General features: G+C 68.2%; 20 protein-coding genes. 14 read left to right on the top strand and 6 right to left on the bottom strand.

Annotated elements, in window-relative coordinates; all coding sequences use genetic code 11:
- Window positions 1-216: 216 nt before the first annotated feature.
- The 4 genes from CS1GBM4_RS17525 to CS1GBM4_RS17540 all read right to left on the bottom strand — a co-directional run bounded on the left by CS1GBM4_RS17525 (window position 217) and on the right by CS1GBM4_RS17540 (window position 3,953).
- Window positions 217-1,371 (bottom strand): FAD-dependent oxidoreductase, encoded by a 1,155-nt coding sequence (locus CS1GBM4_RS17525; protein WP_186420028.1) that lies wholly within the window; start codon window positions 1,369-1,371, stop codon window positions 217-219.
- Window positions 1,368-2,732 carry an NAD(P)/FAD-dependent oxidoreductase gene (locus tag CS1GBM4_RS17530; protein ID WP_186420029.1) on the bottom strand — a complete coding sequence of 455 codons (1,365 nt, stop codon included), beginning with the start codon at window positions 2,730-2,732 and terminating at the stop codon, window positions 1,368-1,370. The genes CS1GBM4_RS17525 and CS1GBM4_RS17530 overlap by 4 nt, the downstream gene beginning before the upstream one ends.
- Window positions 2,725-3,027: a (2Fe-2S)-binding protein gene (locus tag CS1GBM4_RS17535; RefSeq protein WP_186420030.1), complete on the bottom strand. Its 303-nt coding sequence runs from the start codon at window positions 3,025-3,027 to the stop codon at window positions 2,725-2,727. The genes CS1GBM4_RS17530 and CS1GBM4_RS17535 overlap by 8 nt, the downstream gene beginning before the upstream one ends.
- 101 nt (window positions 3,028-3,128) lie before the next feature.
- Window positions 3,129-3,953: an IclR family transcriptional regulator gene (locus CS1GBM4_RS17540; RefSeq protein WP_244607288.1), complete on the bottom strand. Its 825-nt coding sequence runs from the start codon at window positions 3,951-3,953 to the stop codon at window positions 3,129-3,131.
- Between the two features lie 120 nt (window positions 3,954-4,073).
- On the opposite strand from CS1GBM4_RS17540, the gene CS1GBM4_RS17545 reads away from it, so the two are divergent.
- The 7 genes from CS1GBM4_RS17545 (at window position 4,074) to argC (ending at window position 12,874) form a co-directional block, all read left to right on the top strand.
- Window positions 4,074-4,847: an enoyl-CoA hydratase/isomerase family protein gene (locus tag CS1GBM4_RS17545; protein WP_186420031.1), complete on the top strand. Its 774-nt coding sequence runs from the start codon at window positions 4,074-4,076 to the stop codon at window positions 4,845-4,847.
- Between the two features lie 53 nt (window positions 4,848-4,900).
- Window positions 4,901-5,968, top strand: coding sequence for an ABC transporter substrate-binding protein (locus CS1GBM4_RS17550; protein WP_186420032.1), 1,068 nt, complete (start codon window positions 4,901-4,903; stop codon window positions 5,966-5,968).
- A gap of 22 nt (window positions 5,969-5,990) precedes the next feature.
- Window positions 5,991-7,046: an ABC transporter ATP-binding protein gene (locus CS1GBM4_RS17555; RefSeq protein ID WP_186420033.1), complete on the top strand. Its 1,056-nt coding sequence runs from the start codon at window positions 5,991-5,993 to the stop codon at window positions 7,044-7,046.
- A complete protein-coding gene (locus tag CS1GBM4_RS17560) occupies window positions 7,043-8,797 on the top strand; it encodes an ABC transporter permease subunit (protein ID WP_186420034.1) in 1,755 nt (584 codons plus the stop codon). The genes CS1GBM4_RS17555 and CS1GBM4_RS17560 overlap by 4 nt, the downstream gene beginning before the upstream one ends.
- Before the next feature lie 40 nt (window positions 8,798-8,837).
- Complete coding sequence (locus tag CS1GBM4_RS17565) at window positions 8,838-10,346, top strand: AMP-binding protein (RefSeq protein WP_348522332.1); 1,509 nt, start codon at window positions 8,838-8,840, stop codon at window positions 10,344-10,346.
- A gap of 1 nt (window position 10,347) precedes the next feature.
- Complete coding sequence (locus CS1GBM4_RS17570) at window positions 10,348-11,430, top strand: hypothetical protein (protein ID WP_186420036.1); 1,083 nt, start codon at window positions 10,348-10,350, stop codon at window positions 11,428-11,430.
- A gap of 469 nt (window positions 11,431-11,899) precedes the next feature.
- Window positions 11,900-12,874: an N-acetyl-gamma-glutamyl-phosphate reductase gene (argC, locus tag CS1GBM4_RS17575; RefSeq protein WP_186420037.1), complete on the top strand. Its 975-nt coding sequence runs from the start codon at window positions 11,900-11,902 to the stop codon at window positions 12,872-12,874.
- Window positions 12,875-12,938: 64 nt separating this feature from the next.
- Here the strand turns inward: argC and CS1GBM4_RS17580 are convergent, their stop codons facing one another.
- Window positions 12,939-13,949, bottom strand: coding sequence for a LysR substrate-binding domain-containing protein (locus CS1GBM4_RS17580; RefSeq protein WP_210201593.1), 1,011 nt, complete (start codon window positions 13,947-13,949; stop codon window positions 12,939-12,941).
- 31 nt (window positions 13,950-13,980) lie between these two features.
- Here CS1GBM4_RS17580 and CS1GBM4_RS17585 point away from each other — a divergent pair, with 31 nt between their 5' ends.
- The 7 genes from CS1GBM4_RS17585 to CS1GBM4_RS17615 all read left to right on the top strand — a co-directional run bounded on the left by CS1GBM4_RS17585 (window position 13,981) and on the right by CS1GBM4_RS17615 (window position 21,041).
- Complete coding sequence (locus tag CS1GBM4_RS17585) at window positions 13,981-15,123, top strand: pyridoxal-phosphate dependent enzyme (protein WP_210201594.1); 1,143 nt, start codon at window positions 13,981-13,983, stop codon at window positions 15,121-15,123.
- Complete coding sequence (locus CS1GBM4_RS17590; protein ID WP_186420039.1) at window positions 15,120-15,962, top strand: transporter substrate-binding domain-containing protein; 843 nt, start codon at window positions 15,120-15,122, stop codon at window positions 15,960-15,962. Before CS1GBM4_RS17585 ends, CS1GBM4_RS17590 begins: the two co-directional genes overlap by 4 nt.
- Window positions 15,963-16,035: 73 nt before the next feature.
- The gene (locus CS1GBM4_RS17595) at window positions 16,036-16,698 is read left to right on the top strand and encodes an amino acid ABC transporter permease (RefSeq protein ID WP_186420040.1); all 663 of its coding nucleotides are present in this window, start codon (window positions 16,036-16,038) and stop codon (window positions 16,696-16,698) included.
- Between the two features lie 10 nt (window positions 16,699-16,708).
- Window positions 16,709-17,425, top strand: a complete 717-nt coding sequence (locus CS1GBM4_RS17600) for an amino acid ABC transporter permease (RefSeq protein WP_186420041.1) — start codon at window positions 16,709-16,711, stop codon at window positions 17,423-17,425.
- 37 nt (window positions 17,426-17,462) lie between these two features.
- Window positions 17,463-18,962: an argininosuccinate lyase gene (argH, locus tag CS1GBM4_RS17605; protein ID WP_186420042.1), complete on the top strand. Its 1,500-nt coding sequence runs from the start codon at window positions 17,463-17,465 to the stop codon at window positions 18,960-18,962.
- On the top strand, window positions 18,959-19,723 hold the full coding sequence (locus tag CS1GBM4_RS17610) for an amino acid ABC transporter ATP-binding protein (protein WP_280177732.1): 765 nt from the start codon (window positions 18,959-18,961) through the stop codon (window positions 19,721-19,723). Before argH ends, CS1GBM4_RS17610 begins: the two co-directional genes overlap by 4 nt.
- Window positions 19,716-21,041, top strand: a complete 1,326-nt coding sequence (locus CS1GBM4_RS17615; RefSeq protein WP_186420043.1) for an FAD-binding oxidoreductase — start codon at window positions 19,716-19,718, stop codon at window positions 21,039-21,041. Before CS1GBM4_RS17610 ends, CS1GBM4_RS17615 begins: the two co-directional genes overlap by 8 nt.
- A gap of 62 nt (window positions 21,042-21,103) precedes the next feature.
- Here CS1GBM4_RS17615 and CS1GBM4_RS17620 read toward each other — a convergent pair whose 3' ends face one another.
- Window positions 21,104-22,024, bottom strand: a complete 921-nt coding sequence (locus CS1GBM4_RS17620; protein ID WP_186420044.1) for an alpha/beta fold hydrolase — start codon at window positions 22,022-22,024, stop codon at window positions 21,104-21,106.
- Window positions 22,025-22,027 lie beyond the last annotated feature (3 nt).

Consider the following 22,027-nt stretch of genomic DNA (forward strand, 5'->3'; position numbering starts at 1 on the left):
GAAGAGTGGCGCTCCTCGACGGCCGACATCGTGCCGAAGAGGCCTGCGGCTCGACCGGAAGCCGGCGGTCAGGAGCGTTTTCCGATCAGCTTGGATCGCGCGGCCCGTCATTGCGAGGAGCGCAGCGACGAAGCAATCCAGGGGCGGCAGAACGCTACGTCCCCCTGGATTGCTTCGCTGCGCTCGCAATGACGATTCAGTCCGGTCGAAAAATGCTCAGTCGAACTCCTTGCGGAACTTGTCGCTGACGACCGCGGCCGAACGGAAGCGCGCAATCGAGAAGGGCTCCAGCGGCGTCTGCGTCGAACCATCCGCGATCATTTCGCTGAGGCACAAGCCCACTCCGGGGCCGATCTGGAAGCCGTGCCCGCAAAAGCCGAACGCGTGAAACAGCCCGGCCGCCGTTTCGCTCGGCCCGATCACCGGAATCATGTCCGGCAGATAGGCCTCGATGCCGGACCAGACGCGGATGACGTGACAATGCGCGAGCATCGGCACGACGCGTGCCAGCGCCCGCATCGCCGCGAGCGTCTTGCCTGGGGGCACGGGCGCCCGATTGCTCACAGGATCCGCCGCCGTGCGCGGATAGCCGGCAAGGATGACGTTGCCGCGCGGAATCTGCCGGAAGATCACCGAGCCGTCGATCGCCTGGACCGATGGCCGGATCAGATAGGGGAACGGCTCGGTCACGAACTGGGGCGGGCCGGCGGGAAAGAGCGGCGCCGTTTCGCCGAATCTCTCCGCGATCTCCAGCGCCCAGGCCCCGGCGCTGTTGACGAGGGCACCGCAGCTCAGGCTTTCGCCGCCGGCCAGCCTCAGCGCGAAACCGCAGCCCTGGCGATCGACGGCGCTGACCTGCGTGTTCTCGCGGATGACGGCTCCATGCCGCGCGGCGGCGCGTGCGACGGCCGGCGTGGCGAGGCGCGGGTTGGCTGTGGCATCGCGGGCGGAGAAGGTCGCTGCGATCGCGCGCTCGCCGAGCCAGGGCCAGCGTCGCTTGAGGTCGGCGGGGCCGAAACGTTCGATGGCGAGCCCGTAGGATTCGGAGAGCTGCGCATAGGCTTCGAGCTTGACCTGCTCTTCCGCATCATAGGCGAGATAGAGATGGCCGCTCTGCTCGAACTCGCAATCCTCGCCGATCAGCGTGGCGAAGTCCTCCCAGAGCGCCTGCGCGCGCAAGGAGAGCGGATACTGGCCGGAAAAGCGTCCCTGCAGGCGCAGATTCCCGAAATTCACGCCGCTCGACTGGGCGCCGACGACGCTCTTCTCGAGCAGGGTCACGCGCAGCCCGCGCTTCGAGAGGAAGAAGGCGGTCCAGGCGCCGACGAGCCCGCCGCCGATGATCGCGACATCCGTCGTCCGGCCGCTCATGCCGCGGTTCCGGCCGCCGCAAGCGCGACCGGCTTGACCGGAGCCTGACCGCGCAGGCGCCCTGCGGCGGCGCCGTCGCCTCCGACCCTGCTCGCGACGATCTCCTGCAAGGCGGGACCGCAGACGCGGCCCTGGCAGCGCCCCATGCCACAGCGAGTCATCGCCTTGACGCGGTTGACCTCGAGCGGGCCGAGCGCCTTGTTCATCGCGGCCCGCACCTCGCCGACCGTGACGTTCTCGCAGCGGCACAGCATCACGGTATCGGGCAAGGCGGCGATCTGCGCCTTCGGCCAGGCAAAAGCGCGCGCCAGCCCGCGCTGGAAGGCGCGCAGGCGTTCGACCTGCCCGGTCAGCCGCCTCACCGCCTCGCTATCCTGCGGCTGACCGAGATCGGCCAGGAGCGCATGCGCGGCGAGCGCACCGCTCGCTTCGGCGGCGTCGGCGCCACCGATCCGCACTCCGTCGCCCGCGAGATAGAGATCCGGGCCTGCCCGGCCCATGCCGTCGATCTCGGGCAGAAACAGCCTGAAGTCGGGGTCGTAGGAAAACGCGGCACCCGCGAGGTCGGCGAGCTGCGTTTCCGGTTTCAGGCCATAGCCGAGCGCGACCGCGTCGCAAGCGAAGCGCCGTTCGCGGCCTCGGGCATCGCGCAGGAGCAAGGCCTCGACGCGGCTGCCGCCCTGGACGGCGACAGGCGTCACGCCGTGCAGCATCGGCGTTCCGGCGAGCAGCGACGCGCCCATGTAGCCGAGGCCGCGGACCAGCGTGCGCGGCACGCGCAGGAGCCCCGGCAACGCGGCCACCTTGGCCGGGAACGGTGTCGTGTCGGCGATCACCGCGATGTCCGCGCCCATCTCGCGATATTGCCCGGCGGCCAGCGCCAGCAGCGGCGAGGAGCCGAGGAAGGCGACGCGGCTGCCGATCAGGCACCCCTGGTCCTTCAGCGCCAGCTGTGCGCCGCCGAGCGTGAACACCCCCGGCAAGGTCCAGCCCGGCAACGGCGCGACCCGGTCCATGGCGCCGCTGGCGATCAGCAGCTTGTCGAAAGCGAGTGTCCCGGCCCGCCCATCATGCAGGAGATGCAGCTGCCTGCCCTCGATCGCCCAGACCAGCGTCCGCGATCGATAGTCGATCCTGCGCTGCAGGGCTTCGAAGCGGCGATGCAGTGCGGCGTACTTGCCGGCCTGAGCCCCCATCAGCCTGCCCATGTCGAGGGCGAGGCCCGCGGCGGGCCGGCGATAGCCCTGCCCGCCCGCCCGGGCGCCCTCGTCGATCAGGATCGGTCTCAGCCCGCTGGCGCAAAGCACTTCGGCCGCGCCGATACCCGCCGGCCCGGCCCCGATGATGACGGTGTCAGCCATCCGAACCGGCCGGCAGCTGCGGCTCGGCGGACAGGATCATGCCGTCGCCGACCTCGGTCGTGCAGGCCCTGATCCGGCCTCCCTCGGCGCTCCACACCCAGCAATCCTGGCAGGCACCCATCAGGCAGAAGCCGGCTCGCGGCTCGCGGCCGAACTCCAGCCGGCGGATCAGGGCGCCGTTTTCCAGCAGTGCCGCAAGGACGCTGTCGCCGCTCGTCGCGCGGATGGCTCTGCCCTCGAAGCTGAGCGTCACCGGCCGCCCGGCGCGAGCCGCGACACGGCGGAAAAGGGCCATCGGCGCTTCCATCCGGCCTCACAAATTTATCTTAATGCGATAACAATTCTCGAATATTGATAAGACGGCATTCGACCTGTCAAGCGCCTCTCGCTCGCGGTTCAGACCCGCGAAATGGCGTGGGCGGTCGCGATGACGAGGGAGGAAAAGCGCGACACGACCTCGGCATGGCTGTAGCGCGAGGTCGACATGGCGATGTTCACGGCGGCTTCCGGGCGGCCGTGATGATCGACGATCGCAGCCGCGATCGAGGCGTCGCCGAGATAGACCTCCTCGAAGGCGGTGGCGTAGCCCTGGGCCGCCGAGAGGCGCAGCTTCTCGCGCAACGCCTCGCGTTGCCAGGTCGTCGAGGGGGTGTGGGCCTTGAGATCGGAGGCGTCGATGATTGCCATCGCCTCCTCTTCGGGCAGGCGCGACAGCATGGCGATACCGGGAGCGGTGCAATAGGCCGGCATCCGCGTGCCGATGATGACGTCGGTGTTCAGCACATGGCGGCTGAGGAAGCGTGAGACGAAGATGATCTCGGTCCCCTCGCGCACGGTGAGATTGACCGTCTCCTCCGTCTCCTTGCTGAGATGCATGAGATAGGGCATCGCCCGGTCGAGCAGACGGCTGCTGCGCACGAAATGATAGCCGAGGTCCAGCGTCTTCGCGGTGAGCTCGAAGCGCTTGGTCTGCGCGTCCTTGCGCAGATAGCCGAGCCTGGTGAGCGTGTGGGTGAAGCGCTGCGCGGCGCTGACGTCCATCCCCGTCTCGGAGGCGACCTGCGACAGGTTGAGCGTCTGATGCTGACGGCCGAAGGCCGACAGCACCCGGAAGGCCTTCTCGACCGAATTGACCATCAGCGCATCGTCCTTGCGCACGGCCTCCTCGCCTGCCGTGGCCGCCTGCTTGCGGCCGTTCCGTCTCGGTTCTGGCGTCGTCATCGGGCCCGTTCTCCTGGCGCGATCAATGGCCGTGGCCGGCAGCCTTGACAAGCCGAGGCTTTCGCGCAGATTATTCAATAGAAATTATCGCATTGCAATAATATCTCATCGGAGGGCGGTATGCAGGATTCTGTTCTGGTCGAAGTGCGCGGCGCGATCGGCATCTTGACCCTCAACCGCCCGCAGATCCTCAACGCCTGGAACGCGCCGATGCGGGCCAGGCTCGTCGCAGGACTCGACGAGCTGGAAGCAAACGAGGCCGTGCGCGCCATCATTCTGACCGGCGCCGGCGACCGCGCCTTCGGCGCCGGCCAGGACCTCAACGAAACCAAGACCTTCGATCCCGACCGGGCGGAATTGTGGATGGGCGAATGGGAGCGGCTCTACGATCGCATCCGCTCGCTCTCGAAGCCGATCATCGCGGCGCTGAACGGTGTCGCGGCCGGCTCGGCCTTCCAGGTCGCGCTGCTCTGCGATCTGCGCATCGGCCATGACGGCGTCACCATGGGCCAGCCCGAGATCAATTCCGGCATCGCCTCGGTCACCGGCCCCTGGATCATGCGCGAGATGATCGGCCTCGCCCGGACGATCGACCTCACCCTGACCGGGCGGATGATGGACGCCGACGAATGCTTCCGCATCGGCCTGATCAACCGGATCGTGCCGAAGGAGAAGGTGATGGCGGCAGCTCTCGCCCTGGCCGAGGAGCTGGCGGGCAAGCCGCCGGTCGCCATGCGCCTCAACAAGGCCCGCTTCCGCGAGGTCACCGAGGAGAGCTTCCGCGAATGCCTCGCCGCCGGCATCCGCAACCAGCGCGAAGCCTACGGCACCGGCGAGCCGGCGCGGATGATGGAGCAGTTCCTGGCCGCTCGCGCCGCGCGCAAGAGCGCCTGACGATCTGATCACCCAGGGGAAATGCGGAAAACCGCTTGAAAGGGGAGACGACGATGACGAGCAGACCGAAGGAGCCGACCCGCCGCACGATGCTGCAGCTCGCCGGCAGTGCCGCCGCCGGCGTGATCGCCGCGCCTCGCCTGATCGGTGGCGCGAACGCTGCGACCCAGATCACGGTCGCCGATCCCGGCGGCCCGTTCGGCCCGGCCTTCCGCAAGGCCTTCTATGACCCCTTCGAAAAGGCGACCGGCAACAAGGTCGTCAACGTCGCCCGCGAGGCCGAGCCCACCGCGCAGTTCAAGGCGATGGTCGAGACAAAATCCTACACCTGGGACGTCTGCACGCTGACGCTCTCGGCCCGCGACATCCTCAAGGGGCAGGGTCTGCTCGACCCGATCGGTTTCGCACATGCCGATGTGCCCAAGCTGATGCCGCAGGCGATCTCGCCGGAATTCATGGGCACGGACGTCTATTCGACGATCTTCGCCTACCGCACCGACCGGGTTAAGAACGCCCCGGCGAGCTGGGCCGATTTCTTCAATGTCGAGAAATTTCCCGGCCGCCGCGCGCTGCGCAAGAACCCGATCGACACGCTCGAGCAGGCACTGCTGGCCGACGGCGTGCCCCTCGACAAGCTCTATCCGCTCGATGTCGACCGCGCCTTCAAGGTGCTCGACAAGATCAAGCCGCATGTCGCGGTCTGGTGGACCGGCGGCGCCCAGTCGACGCAGCTGCTGCAGAGCGGCGAGGTCGACATGCTGCCGGGCTGGAATGCGCGCCTGCAAGCCGCGATCGACGGCGGCACGCCGGCCAGGATCGTCTGGAACCAGGGCCTCTATTCGATCGAGGGCTGGGGGCTGCCCAGGGGCGGACCGAAGGCGGACGTCGCCCGCCAGTTCATCCGCTTCTGCTCGGATCCGAAGGCGCAGGCCAGCTTCACCGACGCCCTGGCCTATGGCCCGACCAATCTCGACGCCTACCAGACGATCCCCGCCGAGCGCGCCAAGGTGCTGCCGACCTCGCCGGAGAACCTGAAGCAGATGGCGATCGCCAACGAGGATTGGTGGAGCGCCAACCGCGCCAAGGTCACCGAACGCTTCAACGCCTGGCTCCTGACCTGACGCCATGCCGACGAGCATCGGGATGACCGCCGAGCCGAACACGGCCAAGCTCGTCATCGAAGGCCTGTGCAAGCGCTATGGCGCGACCACGGCCCTCGAGCCGAGCTCGCTCAGCGTCGCCGCGGGCGAGTTCCTGACCTTGCTGGGGCCGTCGGGCTCCGGCAAGACGACGCTGCTGCAGCTGATCTGCGGGCTGGTCGAAGCCAGCGAGGGACGGGTGGTGATCGACGGGCGCGATCAGTCGAACACGCCGGTCCATCAGCGCGATATCGGCCTCGTCTTCCAGCACTATGCTCTGTTTCCGCATTTGACGGTGGCGGAGAACATCGCCTTTCCGCTCAAGATGCGCGGCCGCCCCGGCGCAGAGATCGCACAGCGCGTCGCGGCCGCGCTGGAGATGGTCCATCTCGGCCATCTCTCCGCACGCTTCCCGCGCGAATTGTCCGGCGGCCAGCAGCAGCGCGTCGCGCTGGCGCGCTGCTTCGTCTACCAGCCCTCGATCATCCTGATGGACGAGCCGCTCGGCGCTCTCGACAAGAAGCTGCGCGAGCACATGCAGATCGAGATCAAGCGGCTGCACCGCGAGAGCGGCGCGACGATCGTCTACGTCACCCATGACCAGGAGGAGGCGCTCGCCATGTCCGACCGCATCTGCCTGATGAACCATGCCAGGATCGAGCAGCTCGGCACGCCGCGCGAGATCTACGAACGGCCGCGCACCGCCTTCGCCGCCGACTTCATCGGCATCTCCAACATCTTCCGCGGCCGCTGGGACGGCAATGGCGCGATCGAGACGGCGCATGGGCGCTTTGCCCTGCCGAGCGGTGCCCGTTGCCAGAGCAGCGAGGCCGCCCTCGTCATCCGGCCGGAGAACCTGCATCTCGGCGCACGCGACGGCAATGCGGTGACCGGGCGTGTCAGCGAGATCGTCTATGCCGGCTCGGAGACGCGGATCATCGCCGCGCTCGACGACGGCAGCCAGCTCGTGCTGCGCCTGGGGCCGGACGACGCCGTGCCCGCGATCGACGAGGCCATCATCGCCGGCTGGCCGCGCGACAAGGCGGTGCTGGTCGCATGAGCACGATCTCCCTCGGCAGCGCACCGGCACGCCGGAGCAGGCTGCGCTTCGGCGCGCTCTGGCTGGCGGTCCCCGGCCTGCTCTTCCTGGCGGTGTTCTTCCTCTATCCGGTGGCGCAGCTGCTCGGCCTGAGCATCGTCGACCCCGAGAGCAAGGCCTTCTCGACCGGAGCCTATCAGCGCATCGCCGCGACCGACGTCTATCTGCGCGTGCTCGGCATCACCTTCCGCATCGCCGGCTGGACGGCGCTCTGGTCGCTGCTGATCGGCTACCCCCTGGCCTACTGGCTGGCGCGCCTGCCCGACATGTTCCGCGGGCGCATGCTGCTCTTCGTCATGGTGCCGTTCTGGACGAGCTATCTCGTCAAGACCTTCGCCTGGATGATCGTGCTCGGCCGCAGCGGCATCATCAATTCCCTGGCGACCGGCTCCGGCATGGTCGAGCAGCCGCTGCCGCTCCTGCACAACGAGTTCGGCGTCATGGTCGGCATGGTCCACGCCATGGTGCCGCTCGCGGTGATGACCATGCTGCCGGTGATGACCGGCATCGACCGCCGCCTCGTCCAGGCGGCGCAGACGCTCGGCGCCGCACCGGCACGCGCCTTCTGGCTGGTCTATTTCAAGCTCTCGCTGCCGGGGGTGGCCGCTGCGGGCCTGCTCGTCTTCATCTCCTCGCTCGGCTTCTTCATCGTCCCCGCCTTCCTCGGCGGACGCCAGCAGACGATGCTGGCGCAGTTGATCATCACGCAGGTGCAGGAGCTGCTGAACTGGTCCTTCGCCGGCGCCTTGTCGGCGATGATGCTCGCCGCCGCCCTCCTCTCCTGCGTGATCTACGACAGGCTTTTTGGGCTCTCGACGATCGCCGGCGGTTCCGCGCAGGTCGCAACCGGGCGCATCCGCGACCTCGGCCTGGCGCTCCTCGGCGCCGTCGCCACCGCGGCGGCCAGGCTCGGCGCCCTCACCCGCGCGCTGCTCGGCAAGCGCGTCTGCGCGCTGCTGCTGCCCGGCTTCTGCTGGCTGGTCATCGCCTTCCTGGTGCTGCCGACCCTGCTCGTGGTCCCGCTCGCCTTCACCTCCTCGCAGTTCCTGGAGTTCCCGCCGCCGGGCTACGGCCTGGGCTGGTTCCAGACCTATTTCGGCTCGCCGCTCTGGATCCAGGCGACGATCCGCTCCTTCGCGGTCGCCTTCGTCACGGCCTTCGCCGCCACCGCGATCGGCGGCTTCGCGGCTCTGGCGCTGGCCAACAGCCGGACGCGCTGGGCCGGGCTGATCTTCGCCTTCTTCCTCGCGCCGATGATCGTGCCGCGCATCGTCATCGCCGTCGGGCTGTTCTACCTGTTCGCGCGGCTGGGCCTGATCGCCACCGATCTCGGCCTCGTCATCGGCCATACCGTGCTGGCGATCCCCTTCACCCTGGTCACCATCGCCGCCGTGCTCAAGACCTATGACCAGCGCCTCGACCAGGCGGCGGCGACGCTCGGCGCCAACCGGCTGCGGACGCTGACCGGCGTCACCATTCCGCTGGTCAAGGGCGGGCTCGTCGCCGCCTTCCTCTTCGCCTTCATCACCTCCTTCGACGAGCTGACCATCGCGATCTTCGTGTCCGGCGGCATCAAGACCACGCTGCCGAAGCAGATGTGGGACGACATGATCCTGCAGCTCAACCCGACGCTGGCGGCCGTCTCCGTCGTCGTCTTCGCCGTGGTGACGGCGATGCTGCTCGTCGCGGAACGCTTCCGCTCCTCCTCCTGACCGACCAGCGACCATGACGACCCCTGACGACGGTGGCTTCGTGAGCCTTCTGACAGCGCGCGCCGCAGCCGAGCCGGAGCGCCTCTATGCCCGCTTCTGCGGCGAGCCCGTGACCTATGCCGAGATCGAGCGGCGCTCCGCCGCCATGGCCGCTCATCTGAGAGCACGTGGCATCACGGCCGGCGAGCGCGTGGCGGTGATGATGCGCAATTCGATCGCCGCAATCGCCGTGGTCTTCGGGCTCGCGCGCGCCGGCGTCGCCTGGGTGCCGGTCAACGCGCAGCAACGCGGCGAGGGGCTGCGTTACCTGCTGACGCATTCGCAGCCGCGCCTTCTCGTCGCCGATGCCGAGCTGGTGCCGCAGATCGCCGAGGCGATGGCCTCCGGGGCGGAGCTGCCGCTGCTCGTCCACGCGCCCGGCGGAGAACTCGACGCCGTCCTCGCCGGCGCCGGGCGCTTCGAAGAACCTGCGCCACCGGCCGACGCCGTCTTCGCGATCATGTACACGTCCGGAACGACCGGACGGCCGAAGGGCGTGATCGTCTCGCACCGCATGCTTCGGCTCGCGGCGGAGAGCGTCGCACTGTTGTCCGATGCGCGGGCATCGGACGTCTTCTTCGTCTGGGAGCCGCTCTATCATGTCGGCGGCGCCCAGCTGCTGCCGCTGCCGATGATCAGGGGCGTCACGCTCGCCATGGTCGAGCGGTTCAGCGCCAGCCGCTTCTGGGATCAGGTCCGGGAGGAAGGCGCGAGCCATATCCACTATCTCGGCGGCATCCTGCAGATCCTGCTGAAGCAGCCGCCGTCGCCGCGTGATCGCGAGCATGGCGTGCGCATCGCCTGGGGCGGGGGCTGCCCGACCGACATCTGGCCGCAGTTCGCCGACCGTTTCGGCATCGCGATCCGCGAATGCTACGGCATGACCGAGGCTTCCAGCCTCACGACCTGCAATGTGGCCGGGGTGCTGGGCTCCGTCGGCCGGCCGCTGCCCTGGTTCACGGTCAAGCTGCTCGATGGCGATGGCCGGCCCGTCGCCACCGGCGAGCGCGGCGAGATCGTGATCGAGACGGCCATCCAGGGCGCGATCTTCCCCGGCTATCTCGACAATCCCGAGGCGACCGCGAAGGCCCTGCGCGAGGATGGCTTCCACACCGGCGATCTCGGCTCGTTCGACGCCGACGGCAATCTCTACTTTCATGGCCGGATGACCGACAGCGTGCGCTGCCGGGGCGAGAACGTCTCGGCCTGGGAGGTCGAGCATGTCGCCGCCGAGCACGAGACGGTCGAGGATTGCGCGATGATCGGCGTCGCGGCCGATGTCGGCGAGCAGGACATCAAGCTCTTCGTCAAGCCGCGCGGCGGCGCCGTCATCGATCCGCAGGCGCTGTCCGGCTGGCTCGGCCAGCGCCTCGCCCCCTATCAGAACCCCCGCTACATCGCCGTCGTCGACGATTTCGAGCGCACGGCGAGCCAGCGCATCATGAAGCACAAGCTCTCGTCCCGGCTCGATGACTGCTGGGATCGGGCCGCCAGCGCGACGAAGGGCTGACATGGCCGGGTGCGACATCCTGATCTCGGGTACCGGGGGCTTCGCCGCCCGCATTGCCTTCGACATCGCCGCGACGGCCGACGAGCCCGTCGAGGTCATCATCGCCGGACGCAACCGCGAGCGCCTGGGTTGGCTGCGGACCGCCGCGAATGCTCGTGCCGCGCTGTTCGGCAGGAAGGCGCGCTTCACGACGCACGCCATCGATCTTCTCGAGCCCGACGCATCCGATGCCCTGCTCGCCGCGACCGACCCTGGCATCGTCGTGCAGGCGGCCTCGATCCAGACCTCGCAGGTGATCGCGCAGAGCGGCGATGCCTGGACGCGCCTCGTGGCCGAAGGCGGCCTCAGTGCGACGGCGGTCTTCCAGGCGCTGATCAGCGCCCGCGTCGCGGCTGCGATCACCCGCAGCGGCAAAGCCGTGACGTTGGTCAATTGCAGCTTCCCCGATGTCGTCAACGGCATCGTCACGGCGCTCGGTCATGACGTCGCCTGCGGCATGGGGAACGTCGCGATCCTCTCCAACGTCTTCGCCGGCTCCGCGGCCACCCCGCCGGGCGCCGAGGTCGGGGTTCTCGCCCATTACCAGAATCTCGCCGCCTGGCGCCGGCGTCCGGAGGAACGGGGCGGAAGGCCGCCGCGCGTCTGGCTGGACGGCGCGGAGGTCGGCGATGTCTACGCGCGCTTCGCCGATATCCAGCTCACGCCCGAGCCCGTCATCGAGATCTCCGGTGCGAGCGGCGTTCCGATGCTGCTCGCCATGGCGAGCGGCCGCCCCTGGCGCGGACATGCGCCCGGCCCGAACGGCCTCCCCGGCGGCTATCCCGTCAGGCTGGCCGGGAGAACGGTCGAGCTGGAGCTCCCTGTCGGATTGACGCAGGCTGAAGCGGTCGCGTGGAATGCCTCCTTCGAGGAGCAGAACGGCCTCGTCGTCTCTCCTGATGGCTGGATCAGCTTCAACGGTGTCCTGGGCGCGAGGCTCGGCGAGCACATTCCCACCCTCCGCAAGGGATTTGCGGTGCAGGAGCTGGAAGTGGTCTGCGATGAGCTGCTTCGGCTTCGCGCCGTGCTGATGGCCGAGAACTAGGCAAGGCATCCACGCACCGTCCGCGCGGCCCGGCTGCTGAATTCGCTTGCCGGACAGCAGCGATCCGCGGCGATTGGCGCCTTCTGATCATCTCCTCTCCCGAGGCCAACCAACTCCAGCCGGGGCGGTTTCGATGGCGCTTCGGCGCCGCGACGGGGCATCTCGCACGCGGGCAAGCTCCATCTTCGGCAAGTCAATGGGCAGGCCGCCTCGCCACATCCGGCTTGACGCTGAAACTGGTTGGCGACAGTGTCGCGGGGCATGTTCAGGAACCAGCCCCTTTTCGACCGACGCCGACGCCGCATCACGCAAGCGGCGGCTCTTCGGGCTGCGCGTCGATCAGCGTCCTTCCGCGTGGTGACCGCCTCACTGTAGGCCCCACCCCCGGAGCGGCCCGGCCCGCCTTCCTGAACCCCCGCAGCCCTCGGCTCCGGGGGTTTTCTTTTGCCCGAACCCAGAGGAGACCACCATGAGCATTCGCGTCGGCATTGTCGGCATCAGCGGTTTTGGCGGCGGCGAGGCCATGCGCCTGGTCGCGAGCCATCCGTCCTTCGAGCTCGTCTACGCCGCGGGCGAGAGCAGCGCCGGCAGCCGGCTGGTCGACCGCTTCCCGGGCGTGCCGGCCAAGCTCGCCGGACTGGTGATCGCGAAATGGGACCCTGCGACCCTGCCGAAGCTCGACGTGCTGTTCGCCTCGCTGCCCACGGGCGCCTCGGCCGAGGCACTGGCACACGTGCCCGAGGACGTGAAGATCGTCGATATCGGCGGCGACCACCGCTATGTCGAGGGCTGGGCTTATGGCCTGGCCGATATCTGGCCGGCTCAGATCGAGGGCCAGACCCGCGTCGCCAACCCCGGCTGCTTCCCCGCTGCGGCGCTGACACCGCTGGCGCCGCTGCTGGCCGACAAGCTGATCGAGCCCGGCAACATCGTCATCGACGTCAAGACGGGCATCTCCGGGGCCGGCCGGGGCGGCGACAGCAAATTCGGCTATGCCGAGAGCAACGAGAACCTCGTGCCCTACGGCCTGCTCAGGCACACCCACATGCCCGAGATCGCCAGGACGATCGAGCGGCTGAGCGGCGGCAGCGCGGCCGGGCTGGTGTTCACGCCGCATCTGGTGCCGATGACCCGCGGCATCCTCGCCACCATCTACTGCCGCGGCCGCGCCACCACGGAGCAGTGCCTGGACGCAGCCCGGCGCTTCTATGCCGGGCGCTCCTTCGTCCGCGTGACCGACAAGCCGCCGCAGACCAAATGGGCGACCGGCTCGAACCTCGCATTCGTCAGCTATGCGGCCGATCCCGAGCGCAACCTGGTGATCGCGCTGGGCGTGGTCGACAATCTCGGCAAGGGCGCGGCGGGCCAGGCGGTGCAGAATGCCAACCTGATCTGCGGCCTGCCGGAAACCGCGGGGCTGGAAGGCGCGCCTGTCTGGCCGTGATGGATGGCGGCGTCGCCATTCCGGCCTTTCTCTTGCCGGCCCCCGCATTGCGCGGCGTCGCCTCTTACCCTGCGAGCTCTTCGCGGACCACGGCGAGAAAGCCGTCGACGAGCGGATCGGCGCGGTAGTGGCTCGGAAAGATCGCGTGGCCATGGAACATCACCTCCGGCTCGAAAGGGCGGAAGGTGACCGCGCTGCGGCGATGATCCTCGGCGGCGATCGGATTGACGATGCCGATGCCGAGTCCCTGCTCGACAAGCGCGCAGACGCCTGCGCTGAACGGCGTTTCCAGTGCCAGACGACGCTGCACGCCGGCATCCTGGAAGATGCGATCGATACGCGTCCGCGCACCATCCGCCAGCGACAGCGAGATGAACGCCTCGCCTTCCAGATCCTCGGGTGTGATGCGGCGACATCCCGTAAGCCGGTGCCCCGGCGGAAGCGCGCAGACGCCCGGGAGCATGTAGAGCGAGCGATGATCGACGAGCGGACTATCGATCATGTTTGCGATAAACCCGATATCGCAACTCGATGACGACATCCAGCGCGTCACCGTGCCGTCACCGCCCATCTGCAACGAGACGCTGACGTCCGGGAAGCGCTCCTTGAAGCGACGGATGCAGCGCGGCATGAACCCGAGCGCCATCACCGGTATCGCGGCGATGCGCAGGCGGCCCGTGCCGAAGGTGCGGATGTCGCGAGCGGCGTAGGAGAGGGTTTCCAGGCCGATATAGCTGCGTTCGACCTCGCGGTAGAACGCCAGGCCCTCCTGTGTCGGACGAATCCGTCCGGCTTTCCGCTCGAACAGCGTGAATCCGATGTCCGCCTCGAGTTCGGCCATCAGCCGGCTGATGCTGGGCTGCGAGGTCCGCAATTCCTGGGCTGCCGCCGTCATCGAACCATGCAGGATGATGGCCCGGAACGCGTCCACCTGTCGGAGATTCATAGCCACTCTCATATCACTGGTGAATAGAAGATCGAAAAACTGAGATTTGACCAGATGGGTAGCCAAGACAATACTTTTGCCCATGTCGACGCGCCCGAGCACCGCTGTGACGTCCCGCCTCAGCGGCATGGCCTGCCTGCGCTGCACCGAGACTTGGCCGGTGGCGGAATACGAGGCGGGTTGCCCGCGCTGCGCGGCCGAGGGACATGCCTCCAATCTGCGGCTGACCTATGCGCCCGGCGCGCGCGGCATCTCGCTTCCCTATCCGGATGCGCCGTCGTTGGGGGAAGGCGCAACGCCGCTGGTGCCGCTGCCCGACTTGGCGAGCGAGCTGCAGCTCGGCGGGCTGTCCGCCAAGCTCGAATGGTGCAATCCGACAGGATCGCACAAGGATCGCATGAGCGCGCAGCTGATTGCGCGCGCGCTCGATCGCGGTGCGGCGCGCATGGTGGCGGCGTCGAGCGGCAATGGCGGCCTCTCGGTGGCGGCCTATGCCGCACGCGCCGGACTTGCCGCAGAGATCGCTGTGACCGATGCGCTGCCGCGGGTCTACCGCAGCGCCATCACGGCCCATGGCGCGAGCCTCGTCAGCGTCGCCGACAGCATGGCTCGCTGGCAGCATCTCGCGAAGCGCGTCGAAGAAGGGGCCTTCGCGGCGACGAACTACAAGCTGCCGGCCATCGGCACCAACCCGTTCGGCATCGAAGGCTATAAGACGATCGCAGCCGAGCTGGCGTCGGGAACGATGCCCGATCTCGTCGTCGTGCCCTGTTCGCGCGGAGATCTCCTGTCCGGCATCCGCCTCGGCTTCGAGGAGATCGGCGAACACCTGCCGATGCTGGTCGCGGCCGAGCCGTTTCCACGCCTCGGGCGCGTGCTCGCCGGCGCCGATTACCGCGAGCAGTTCGCGGGCGAGACCGCGCAGGCTTCGATCGCGGGCAGCACGGTGACATGGCAGGCCGTCGAGGCGCTGCGGGCGAGCGCCGGCCGCGCTGTTCCGGTTGCCGATGAGGCGGCCCGGGCGGCGCAACGGCGTCTCGCTGCCTGCGGGCTCTGGGCCGAGCTGTCTGCGGCCTCGGCCCTGGCGGCGCTCGCGGCGCTGGCGCAGGGCGGGGCGATGGCCGGCCGCCATGCCGTGATCGTGCTCACGGGCTCGGGCCTTCGCGACCCCGGCGACATCGACCCGGCCGCAAGGCCCCGGAACCAGACCGCCTCCGAAGAGGCGCTCGCGCAGCCGGCAACGACCGGCCCTTCACCGCAGAGAACCGAGCCATCGGTCCAACAGAAGAGGGAAAACGGATGACCACTTGCATCTCGCGCCCGTCGGCGCTCTCGGCGGTCGCAGCCGGCGCCTTCATGTTCTCGGTCGCAGCCCAGGCCCAGAACCTGCCCCCGCTGCCGGAGGCGATCAAATCGGCAGGTGTCCTGAAGGCCGGGGTGCGCTGCGACCAGCCGCCCTATGGCTACAAGGACGAAACCGGCAAGTTCGCCGGCGTCGAGACCGACATGGCGGTCCAGATCGCCGCCTGGGCCTTCGGCTCGCCGGACAAGGTCGAGCTCACCTGCGTCACGGCCGAGAACCGCATCCCGCAACTGGCCGGCAAGAAGGTCGACATCCTGATCGCCACGCTCGGCGTGACGCCCGAGCGCGCCCGCGTGATCGATTTTTCCAGGCCTTATCGCTGGGGCGGCTCGGACATGCTCGTCGCCAAGGACAGCCCGATCAGGAAGCTCGACGATGTCGCGGGCAAGACCGTGATCATGCTCAAGGGCTCGACCCAGGCGAAATGGTTCGAGGACAACATGCCCAAGCTGGAGGGCATGCGGCTCAACACGGCCTCCGACGCGCTTCAGGCGCTGAAGCAGGGCCGTGGCGACGCCTATACCCATGATGCCGCGACGCTCGTCGTCATCGCTGCCAAGGATCCGAGCCTGCGCCTCGTCGGCGAATCCTTCGCCGTCTCGGACGCCGCGGTAGGCGTGCGCAAGAACGAGCCCGAATGGCTCGCCTATGTCGATGCCGCGCTCGACCGCATGAAGGCCGAGGGCCTCTACGCCAAATGGGTCGACAAGTGGATCCCTGCCGATATCCGGCCGTTCTACGTCGACGCCTTCACCAAGCCGAAGCCGGCCGCGCGCTGAACGGAAGGCAGGCGCCGGGAGCGATCCGAGCTCCCGGCAACCCGGAAGCCTGGCAGCGAGAGGAGCGCGTGCCATGGAGTTCGACTTCGCCTATCTCACAGCGCAATGGCCGGCGCTGATGCGCGGCCTGTGGCTGACGGTACAGGTCAGCGCGCTGTCGATCGTGCTCTCCATCCTCGTCGGAGTGCTCGGAGCGGCGGTGCGCGTATTGCAGGTGCCGGTGCTCGACAAGCTCGTCGTCGGCTATGTCGAGTTCATCCGCAACACGCCGCTGCTCGCCCAGCTCTTCTTCATCTTCTACGGCCTGCCGGGCCTGGGCCTCAGGCTCTCGCTGTTCTGGTCGGGCGTGCTCTGCCTCACGCTCTGGGCCGGCGCCTACCAGATCGAGAACGTCCGCGGCGGGCTCGAGACCGTGGGCAAGGGCCTGCGCGAGGCCGCCTTCTCGCTCGGCCTGTCGCCCTGGCGCTTCTTCCGCCTCGTCGCCGCGCCGATGGCGATCCGCGTCGGCCTGCCGTCGATGCTCAACACCTCGATCTCGCTCCTGAAGAATTCCTCCTATCTGCAGGCGATCGGCCTCGCCGAGCTGACCTATGTCGCGATCGACCGGATCTCGATGGATTTCCGCACCATCGAGATGTTCGCCGCGATCTGCGTGATCTACCTCCTGCTAGTCCTCACTCTCTCATTCCTCGCGAGCCGGCTGGAATACCGGCTCAACGCCCCGTTCAGGCTGTGAGGCGGGCGAGATGGACCTGCTGATCCGCAACCTTCCCTTCATCCTGCAAGGCCTTGCCATGACGCTGGGCCTGGCGCTGGCAACGCTGTTCTTCGCGACGATCGTCTCCTTCCTGCTCGGCACGCTGGCGACGCTGCGGTTCGGCTGGCTGCGCGTTGCGGTGAAGGTCTATGTCGAGCTCTTCCGCGACATTCCGCTGATCGTGAACATCTTCTTCGTGTTCTTCGTGGCGCCGCTGTTCGGACTGGAGCTCTCGCCCTTCGCGGCCGTGACGGTGGGGCTTTCGGTCTGGGGCAGCGCCAACGGCATCGAGATCGTGCGCGGCGGCTTCAATTCGGTGCCGCGGCATCAATGGCAGAGCGCCGCGGCGCTCGGGCTGAAGACCTGGGAGATCTATCTCTTCATCGCCGGCCCGCAGGCGCTGCGCGCGATCCTGCCCCCCTTCGTCGGGCTGCTGACGCTGCTGGTGCAGGCGACCTCGCTCGGTGCGCTCGTCGGGGTCAACGAGTTCTTCAAGGTGGGGCAGATCATCGTCGAGCGCACCACGATGATGGAGGGCTGGAATCCGGCCTTCACCGTCTATGCCGCGGTGCTCCTCACCTACTTCGTCATCTGTTCGACGCTGAGCTGGTTCGGCCGCTGGCTTGAGCGCCGGCTGAGGCGCGACCGCGCGCAAGCTCGTCCGAAGGCGATCTCCGCGGCCGAGCCGGCCGCCCAATTGCCCTGATCTCTCACAAACCCGCCTGGATACTGGGGACGCCGTCATGGAATCGAAAGTCAGCCGCCGCCTGACCGAAAAGGTCGCCGAAGAGGTCTGCGAACACATCTACGCGCCGCGGCTCGCGCGGGATTTCCGCACGGTCTTCGACTATATGAGCGACCTCAACCAGGCGCATGTCCTGATGCTGTCTCGCTGCGGGCTGATCTCCCCGCAGGCTGCGAAAGCGCTGGCCGCCGGGCTCCTGCGCATGGAGGCGGAGGGGGCCGAAGCCGTCGAGCTCGACCCGCAGCGCGAGGATTCCTACTTCAATTTCGAAGCGCATCTGATCAAGCTGATCGGCACCGAGGCCGGCGGCCGGATGCATATCGCCCGCAGCCGGAACGACCTGACCGCAGCGATCGACCGGCTGCGCGCCCGCGACCTGCTGCTCGATGCGAGCCAGGCGCTGCTCTCGGTCGAGGAGCACGCGCTCGACGGCGCCTTCCGCTTCCGCGACGTGGTGATGCCGGGCTACACCCATCTCCAGCCGGCGCAGCCCGTCACCTACGGCTTCTATCTCGCCGGCGTCGCGCAGTCGCTCGAACGCGACCATGGCCGTCTCGCGGATGCTTGGGTGCGCACCAACATCAGTCCGCTCGGCGCAGGCGCCCTCGCCGGCACCACCTTCGCGATCGACCGCGGCGCGGTCGCGCGGTCGCTCGGCTTCGAGGGGCTGGTGGAAAATGCGCTCGACGCCGTCGCGACCCGGGATTTCGGGCTCGAGATCCTGTCGGCGCTCACGCAGATCGCTCTGGGCTGGAGCCGCGTCGCGCAGGACTACCACGTGATGGTCTCGCACGAGTTCCAGACGATCGAATTCCCGGACCGCGTGACCGGAACGTCGAGCATCATGCCGCAGAAGAAGAATCCGGTGGTGCTCGAACATCTCAAGGGCAAGGCCGGCCATCTGCTCGGGCTCTATGTCGCTTCCGCGACCGCGGTGAAGGCGACGCATTTCACCAACACCATCGACGGCAACCGCGAAGGGATGCGCGGCGTCTGGGAGGCGGGCGAGGAGGCTCTGCGCTGCCTCTCGCTGTTCGACCTGATCATCGCCACGGCCAGACCGAATACGGCGCTGATGAAGCGCCGCGTCACCGAGGACTTCGCCACCGCGACCGATCTCGCAGATCTGATGGTGCGGGAGGCCGACCTCTCCTTCCGCGAGGCACATCACGTCGTCGGCGGCGTGGTGCGCGCGGCAATGGATGCCGGCCTCGCGGCCGACGGCATCACCACGGAGATGGTCGATGCGGCAGCCAGCCACCAGCTTGGCCGCCCGCTTGGCCTGCCTGCCGGCCGTATCCGCGAGAGCCTGGATCCCGCCGCGAGCGTCGCGGCGCGCCTCATGCCCGGCGGACCGGCGCCGGATGCGGTCGCGCGGACGGTGGAGGCGGCGCAGTCGCGGCTCGAAAGTCGCCGCGCTGCACTCGCGCGCAGGCGCAGCGACCTGCAGACGGCACGCGAGGGGCTGAAGCATGCGATCCGGGAGCTCGCCGCATGAGCGCCGCGCCGCTGATCAGCCTGCGCGGCATCGCCAAGCGCTTCGGCACGCATCAGGCGCTGCACGGCATCGACCTCGATGTCGAGGCCGGCAGCGTCGTGGTGCTGATCGGGCCGAGCGGCTCCGGCAAGAGCACGCTGATCCGCTGCATCAACGGCCTCGTCCGGCCGGACGAAGGCATGCTGCACGTCGCCGGCAGCCCGGTCGACATTCACCACGAGCGTGCCTGGCAGCGGATGCGGACCGAGGTCGGCATGGTCTTCCAGGACTATGCGCTGTTCCCGCACCTGACCGTGCTGCGCAACATGACGATCACGCCGGAGCGCCGCCGCGGCATCCCGCGCGCGAAGGCGGAGGAGGAGGCGCGCGCGCTGCTGACCCGCGTCGGCCTCGCCCACAAGGCTCTGGATTATCCCTCCGCCCTGTCCGGCGGGCAGCAGCAGCGCGTCGCCATCGTCCGTGCGCTCGCCATGCGGCCGAAGGCGATCCTCTTCGACGAGCCGACCTCGGCGCTCGATCCCGAGACGATCGGCAGCGTCCTCGACGTGATGAAGGACCTCGCCCGCGAGGGCACGACCATGGTCGTGGTCACCCACGAGATGGGCTTCGCCCGCGAGGTCGCCGATCGCGTCGTGTTCATGGCCGAGGGACGGATCGTCGAGGAGGGGCCGCCGGATGCCCTCTTCGGTGCCCCCCGGCACGAGCGCACCCGTGCCTTCCTGTCCAGCATCAGATCCTTCGGAGAGGCCGTCCATGGCTGAATCGCCCGGCGCCCTGGCGCCGAACTTCACCACCGATCCCTATTGGTGGGACGCGGCTCCGCCGGAAACCGCGCGCGAGCCGCTGCCGGAGGAGACCGATGTCCTGGTCGTCGGCTCCGGCTATTGCGGCCTCTCGGCAGCGGCCGAACTGGCGCGCAACGGCGTCGACGTCACGGTCGTCGATGCGGAGGAACTCGGCGCCGGGGCCTCGACACGCTCGGGCGGCATGGTCTCCAGCGGCCAGAAGCTGGTCATCGGCGGCGCCGTCAGGGGGGTTGATGCCGCTCGCATGGAGCGGCTTCTGGAGGACTCGCTCTCCTCTTACGAGCACCTCAAGGCCCTGATCCGCGAGAAGGAACTCGATGCCGATCTCGGCGTCTTCGGCCGCTATTTCGGCGCCCATGTCCCCCGCCACTACGATCGGCTGCGCCGTCACGGCGAGTTGCTGGCCAAGCACACCGGGGTCACCGTCCACGAGATTCCAAAATCGCGGCAGCACGAGATCACCAGGACGGACTTCTACCATGGCGGCATCGTCATCGACGATTACGGCGGCCTGCATCCGGCGAAGTATCATCGCGCCTTGCGCCGCCTCGCGCAGGCCAGCGGGGCGAAGCTGCGCTCGCATGCTCCGGTCCTCCGGGTCAATTCGCTCGCAGACGGCCTTCACGACGTGCAGACCGGCCGCGGCACTGTTCGCGCGCGCCACGTCTTCTTCGGCACCAATGGCTACAGCGACGGAGCGAGCGGCTTCCTGCACAAGCGCATCGTCGCCGTGCGCAGCTACCAGATCGCGACAGAGCCGCTGCCGCCGGAGCTGATGGCCGAGATCAATCCGGGCCGGCGCATGATCACCGATTCCAGGCGCGAGCTGATCTACACGCGGCCCTCGCCGGACGGGACGCGCATCCTGTTCGGCAGCCGGCCCGGCATGTTCACCCTGCCGGAGCGCGAAGCGGCGCCCCGCCTTCACGCCATGATGCTGAAGGTCTGGCCGCAGCTCGCGCGCTACAAGGTGACGCATTGCTGGAGCGGCAAGGTCGGCATGACGGCCGACAAGATCGCGCATATGGGCAGGCTCGGCGGCATCGACTTCGCCGTCGGCTGCAACGGCAACGGCGTCGCGCTGATGACCTATCTCGGCCACCAGTCGGCGCTGAAGCTGCTCGGGAAGCAGAATCGCAGCAGCGCCTTCGACGATCCTGCCTTCCCGGAGATTCCAGTGCCGCTTTATGACGGCCGCCCGTGGTTCCTGCCCATCGTCAGTGGCTGGTACCATCTGCAGGATGCGATAGACCGCCATCTGGCCCGGTTTTGAGAGCGCTCGATCGCGGCTCGGACCTTGGTCTGTTCGCCATTGCCTGACCAGGGATCGTCGCTTCAGCTCTGCCGGATGAAGTCCACGATCAGCCTGCCGATCTCGTCTGGGGCGTCCTCGAGGCAGTAGTGACCGACGCCGGCCAGACGCCGCACCGGCGCGGACGGAAACAGCTGGGTGAAGAGCGGCAGGAAATGCTCGGCGTGGAGCGTTCGGTCCGCCTCGCCCCATAGGGCGATGGCGGGTCTGGAGCGGATGGTCCGGGCCGTGGCCGCGTCCGGCGTCTCGAACCGGTGCGCGCCCGTGGCGAAGCCCCTGGCCCAGCCGATCGCGCCGAGGCAATCGGCGGGGCTCGCGAAAGGCGATCCATAGGCGTCGAGCCACGTCTCCGTGATCAGCGTGTTGTCTTCGAAGCCGTTGAGCTTGAGCGTGCTCAGGATGTTGAAGCCGAGCTGGCCGAGGACCGGCTCGAGGCTGCCGTCGGCTTCCGCCTTGGCGATCCACCGGAACCACGGCGACATGGCGGCATTCGCCGTCACCCGTTCGAGGAGGTCGGCCTGGCCGAACGGGGTCGGCCCGTTTGTCGAGATCACGCGGTGAATGCGGGCGGGTTGCCGGGCGGCGAGCCCCATGCCGACGGGGCCTCCGAAGTCGTGCATGACGAGGGTGATGGCGTCGAGATCGAGCGCGAGAACGAAGCGCTCCAGATTGTCGATGTGATCCTGCAGCCAGTACGACCGATCCGGCGGCGTATCGCTCTTGCCGAAGCCCATATGGTCCGGAACGACGACCCGGTGCGTTGCGCTCAGTACGGGAACCAGATGGCGAAACAGATAGCCCCAGGTCGGCTCGCCATGCAGGCAGAGAACGACCTCTGCCCCGCGGGCCCCCTCGTCGACATAGTGCATCCGACAGCCGGGAGCATCGCTGAAATGCGGTGCGTACGGGAAGCTGCCGCCGAACGTGGCATCGGGCCTTATCATCGA

Origin of the sequence: Allobosea sp. CS1GBMeth4 (assembly GCF_900185715.1) — a bacterium.
Classification (GTDB): Bacteria; Pseudomonadota; Alphaproteobacteria; order Rhizobiales; family Beijerinckiaceae; genus Allobosea.

Bases quoted from the DNA above. Each gene is read 5' to 3' on its own strand.
- CS1GBM4_RS17525 (WP_186420028.1), bottom strand. From the start codon at position 1,371: ATGAGCGGCCGGACGACGGATGTCGCGATCATCGGCGGCGGGCTCGTC.
- CS1GBM4_RS17530 (WP_186420029.1), bottom strand. From the start codon at position 2,732: ATGGCTGACACCGTCATCATCGGGGCCGGGCCGGCGGGTATCGGCGCG.
- CS1GBM4_RS17535 (WP_186420030.1), bottom strand. From the start codon at position 3,027: ATGGCCCTTTTCCGCCGTGTCGCGGCTCGCGCCGGGCGGCCGGTGACG.
- CS1GBM4_RS17540 (WP_244607288.1), bottom strand. From the start codon at position 3,953: ATGACGACGCCAGAACCGAGACGGAACGGCCGCAAGCAGGCGGCCACG.
- CS1GBM4_RS17545 (WP_186420031.1), top strand. From the start codon at position 4,074: ATGCAGGATTCTGTTCTGGTCGAAGTGCGCGGCGCGATCGGCATCTTG.
- CS1GBM4_RS17550 (WP_186420032.1), top strand. From the start codon at position 4,901: ATGACGAGCAGACCGAAGGAGCCGACCCGCCGCACGATGCTGCAGCTC.
- CS1GBM4_RS17555 (WP_186420033.1), top strand. From the start codon at position 5,991: ATGACCGCCGAGCCGAACACGGCCAAGCTCGTCATCGAAGGCCTGTGC.
- CS1GBM4_RS17560 (WP_186420034.1), top strand. From the start codon at position 7,043: ATGAGCACGATCTCCCTCGGCAGCGCACCGGCACGCCGGAGCAGGCTG.
- CS1GBM4_RS17570 (WP_186420036.1), top strand. From the start codon at position 10,348: ATGGCCGGGTGCGACATCCTGATCTCGGGTACCGGGGGCTTCGCCGCC.
- argC (WP_186420037.1), top strand. From the start codon at position 11,900: ATGAGCATTCGCGTCGGCATTGTCGGCATCAGCGGTTTTGGCGGCGGC.
- CS1GBM4_RS17580 (WP_210201593.1), bottom strand. From the start codon at position 13,949: ATGCCGCTGAGGCGGGACGTCACAGCGGTGCTCGGGCGCGTCGACATG.
- CS1GBM4_RS17590 (WP_186420039.1), top strand. From the start codon at position 15,120: ATGACCACTTGCATCTCGCGCCCGTCGGCGCTCTCGGCGGTCGCAGCC.
- CS1GBM4_RS17595 (WP_186420040.1), top strand. From the start codon at position 16,036: ATGGAGTTCGACTTCGCCTATCTCACAGCGCAATGGCCGGCGCTGATG.
- CS1GBM4_RS17600 (WP_186420041.1), top strand. From the start codon at position 16,709: ATGGACCTGCTGATCCGCAACCTTCCCTTCATCCTGCAAGGCCTTGCC.
- argH (WP_186420042.1), top strand. From the start codon at position 17,463: ATGGAATCGAAAGTCAGCCGCCGCCTGACCGAAAAGGTCGCCGAAGAG.
- CS1GBM4_RS17610 (WP_280177732.1), top strand. From the start codon at position 18,959: ATGAGCGCCGCGCCGCTGATCAGCCTGCGCGGCATCGCCAAGCGCTTC.
- CS1GBM4_RS17615 (WP_186420043.1), top strand. From the start codon at position 19,716: ATGGCTGAATCGCCCGGCGCCCTGGCGCCGAACTTCACCACCGATCCC.
- CS1GBM4_RS17620 (WP_186420044.1), bottom strand. From the start codon at position 22,024: ATGATAAGGCCCGATGCCACGTTCGGCGGCAGCTTCCCGTACGCACCG.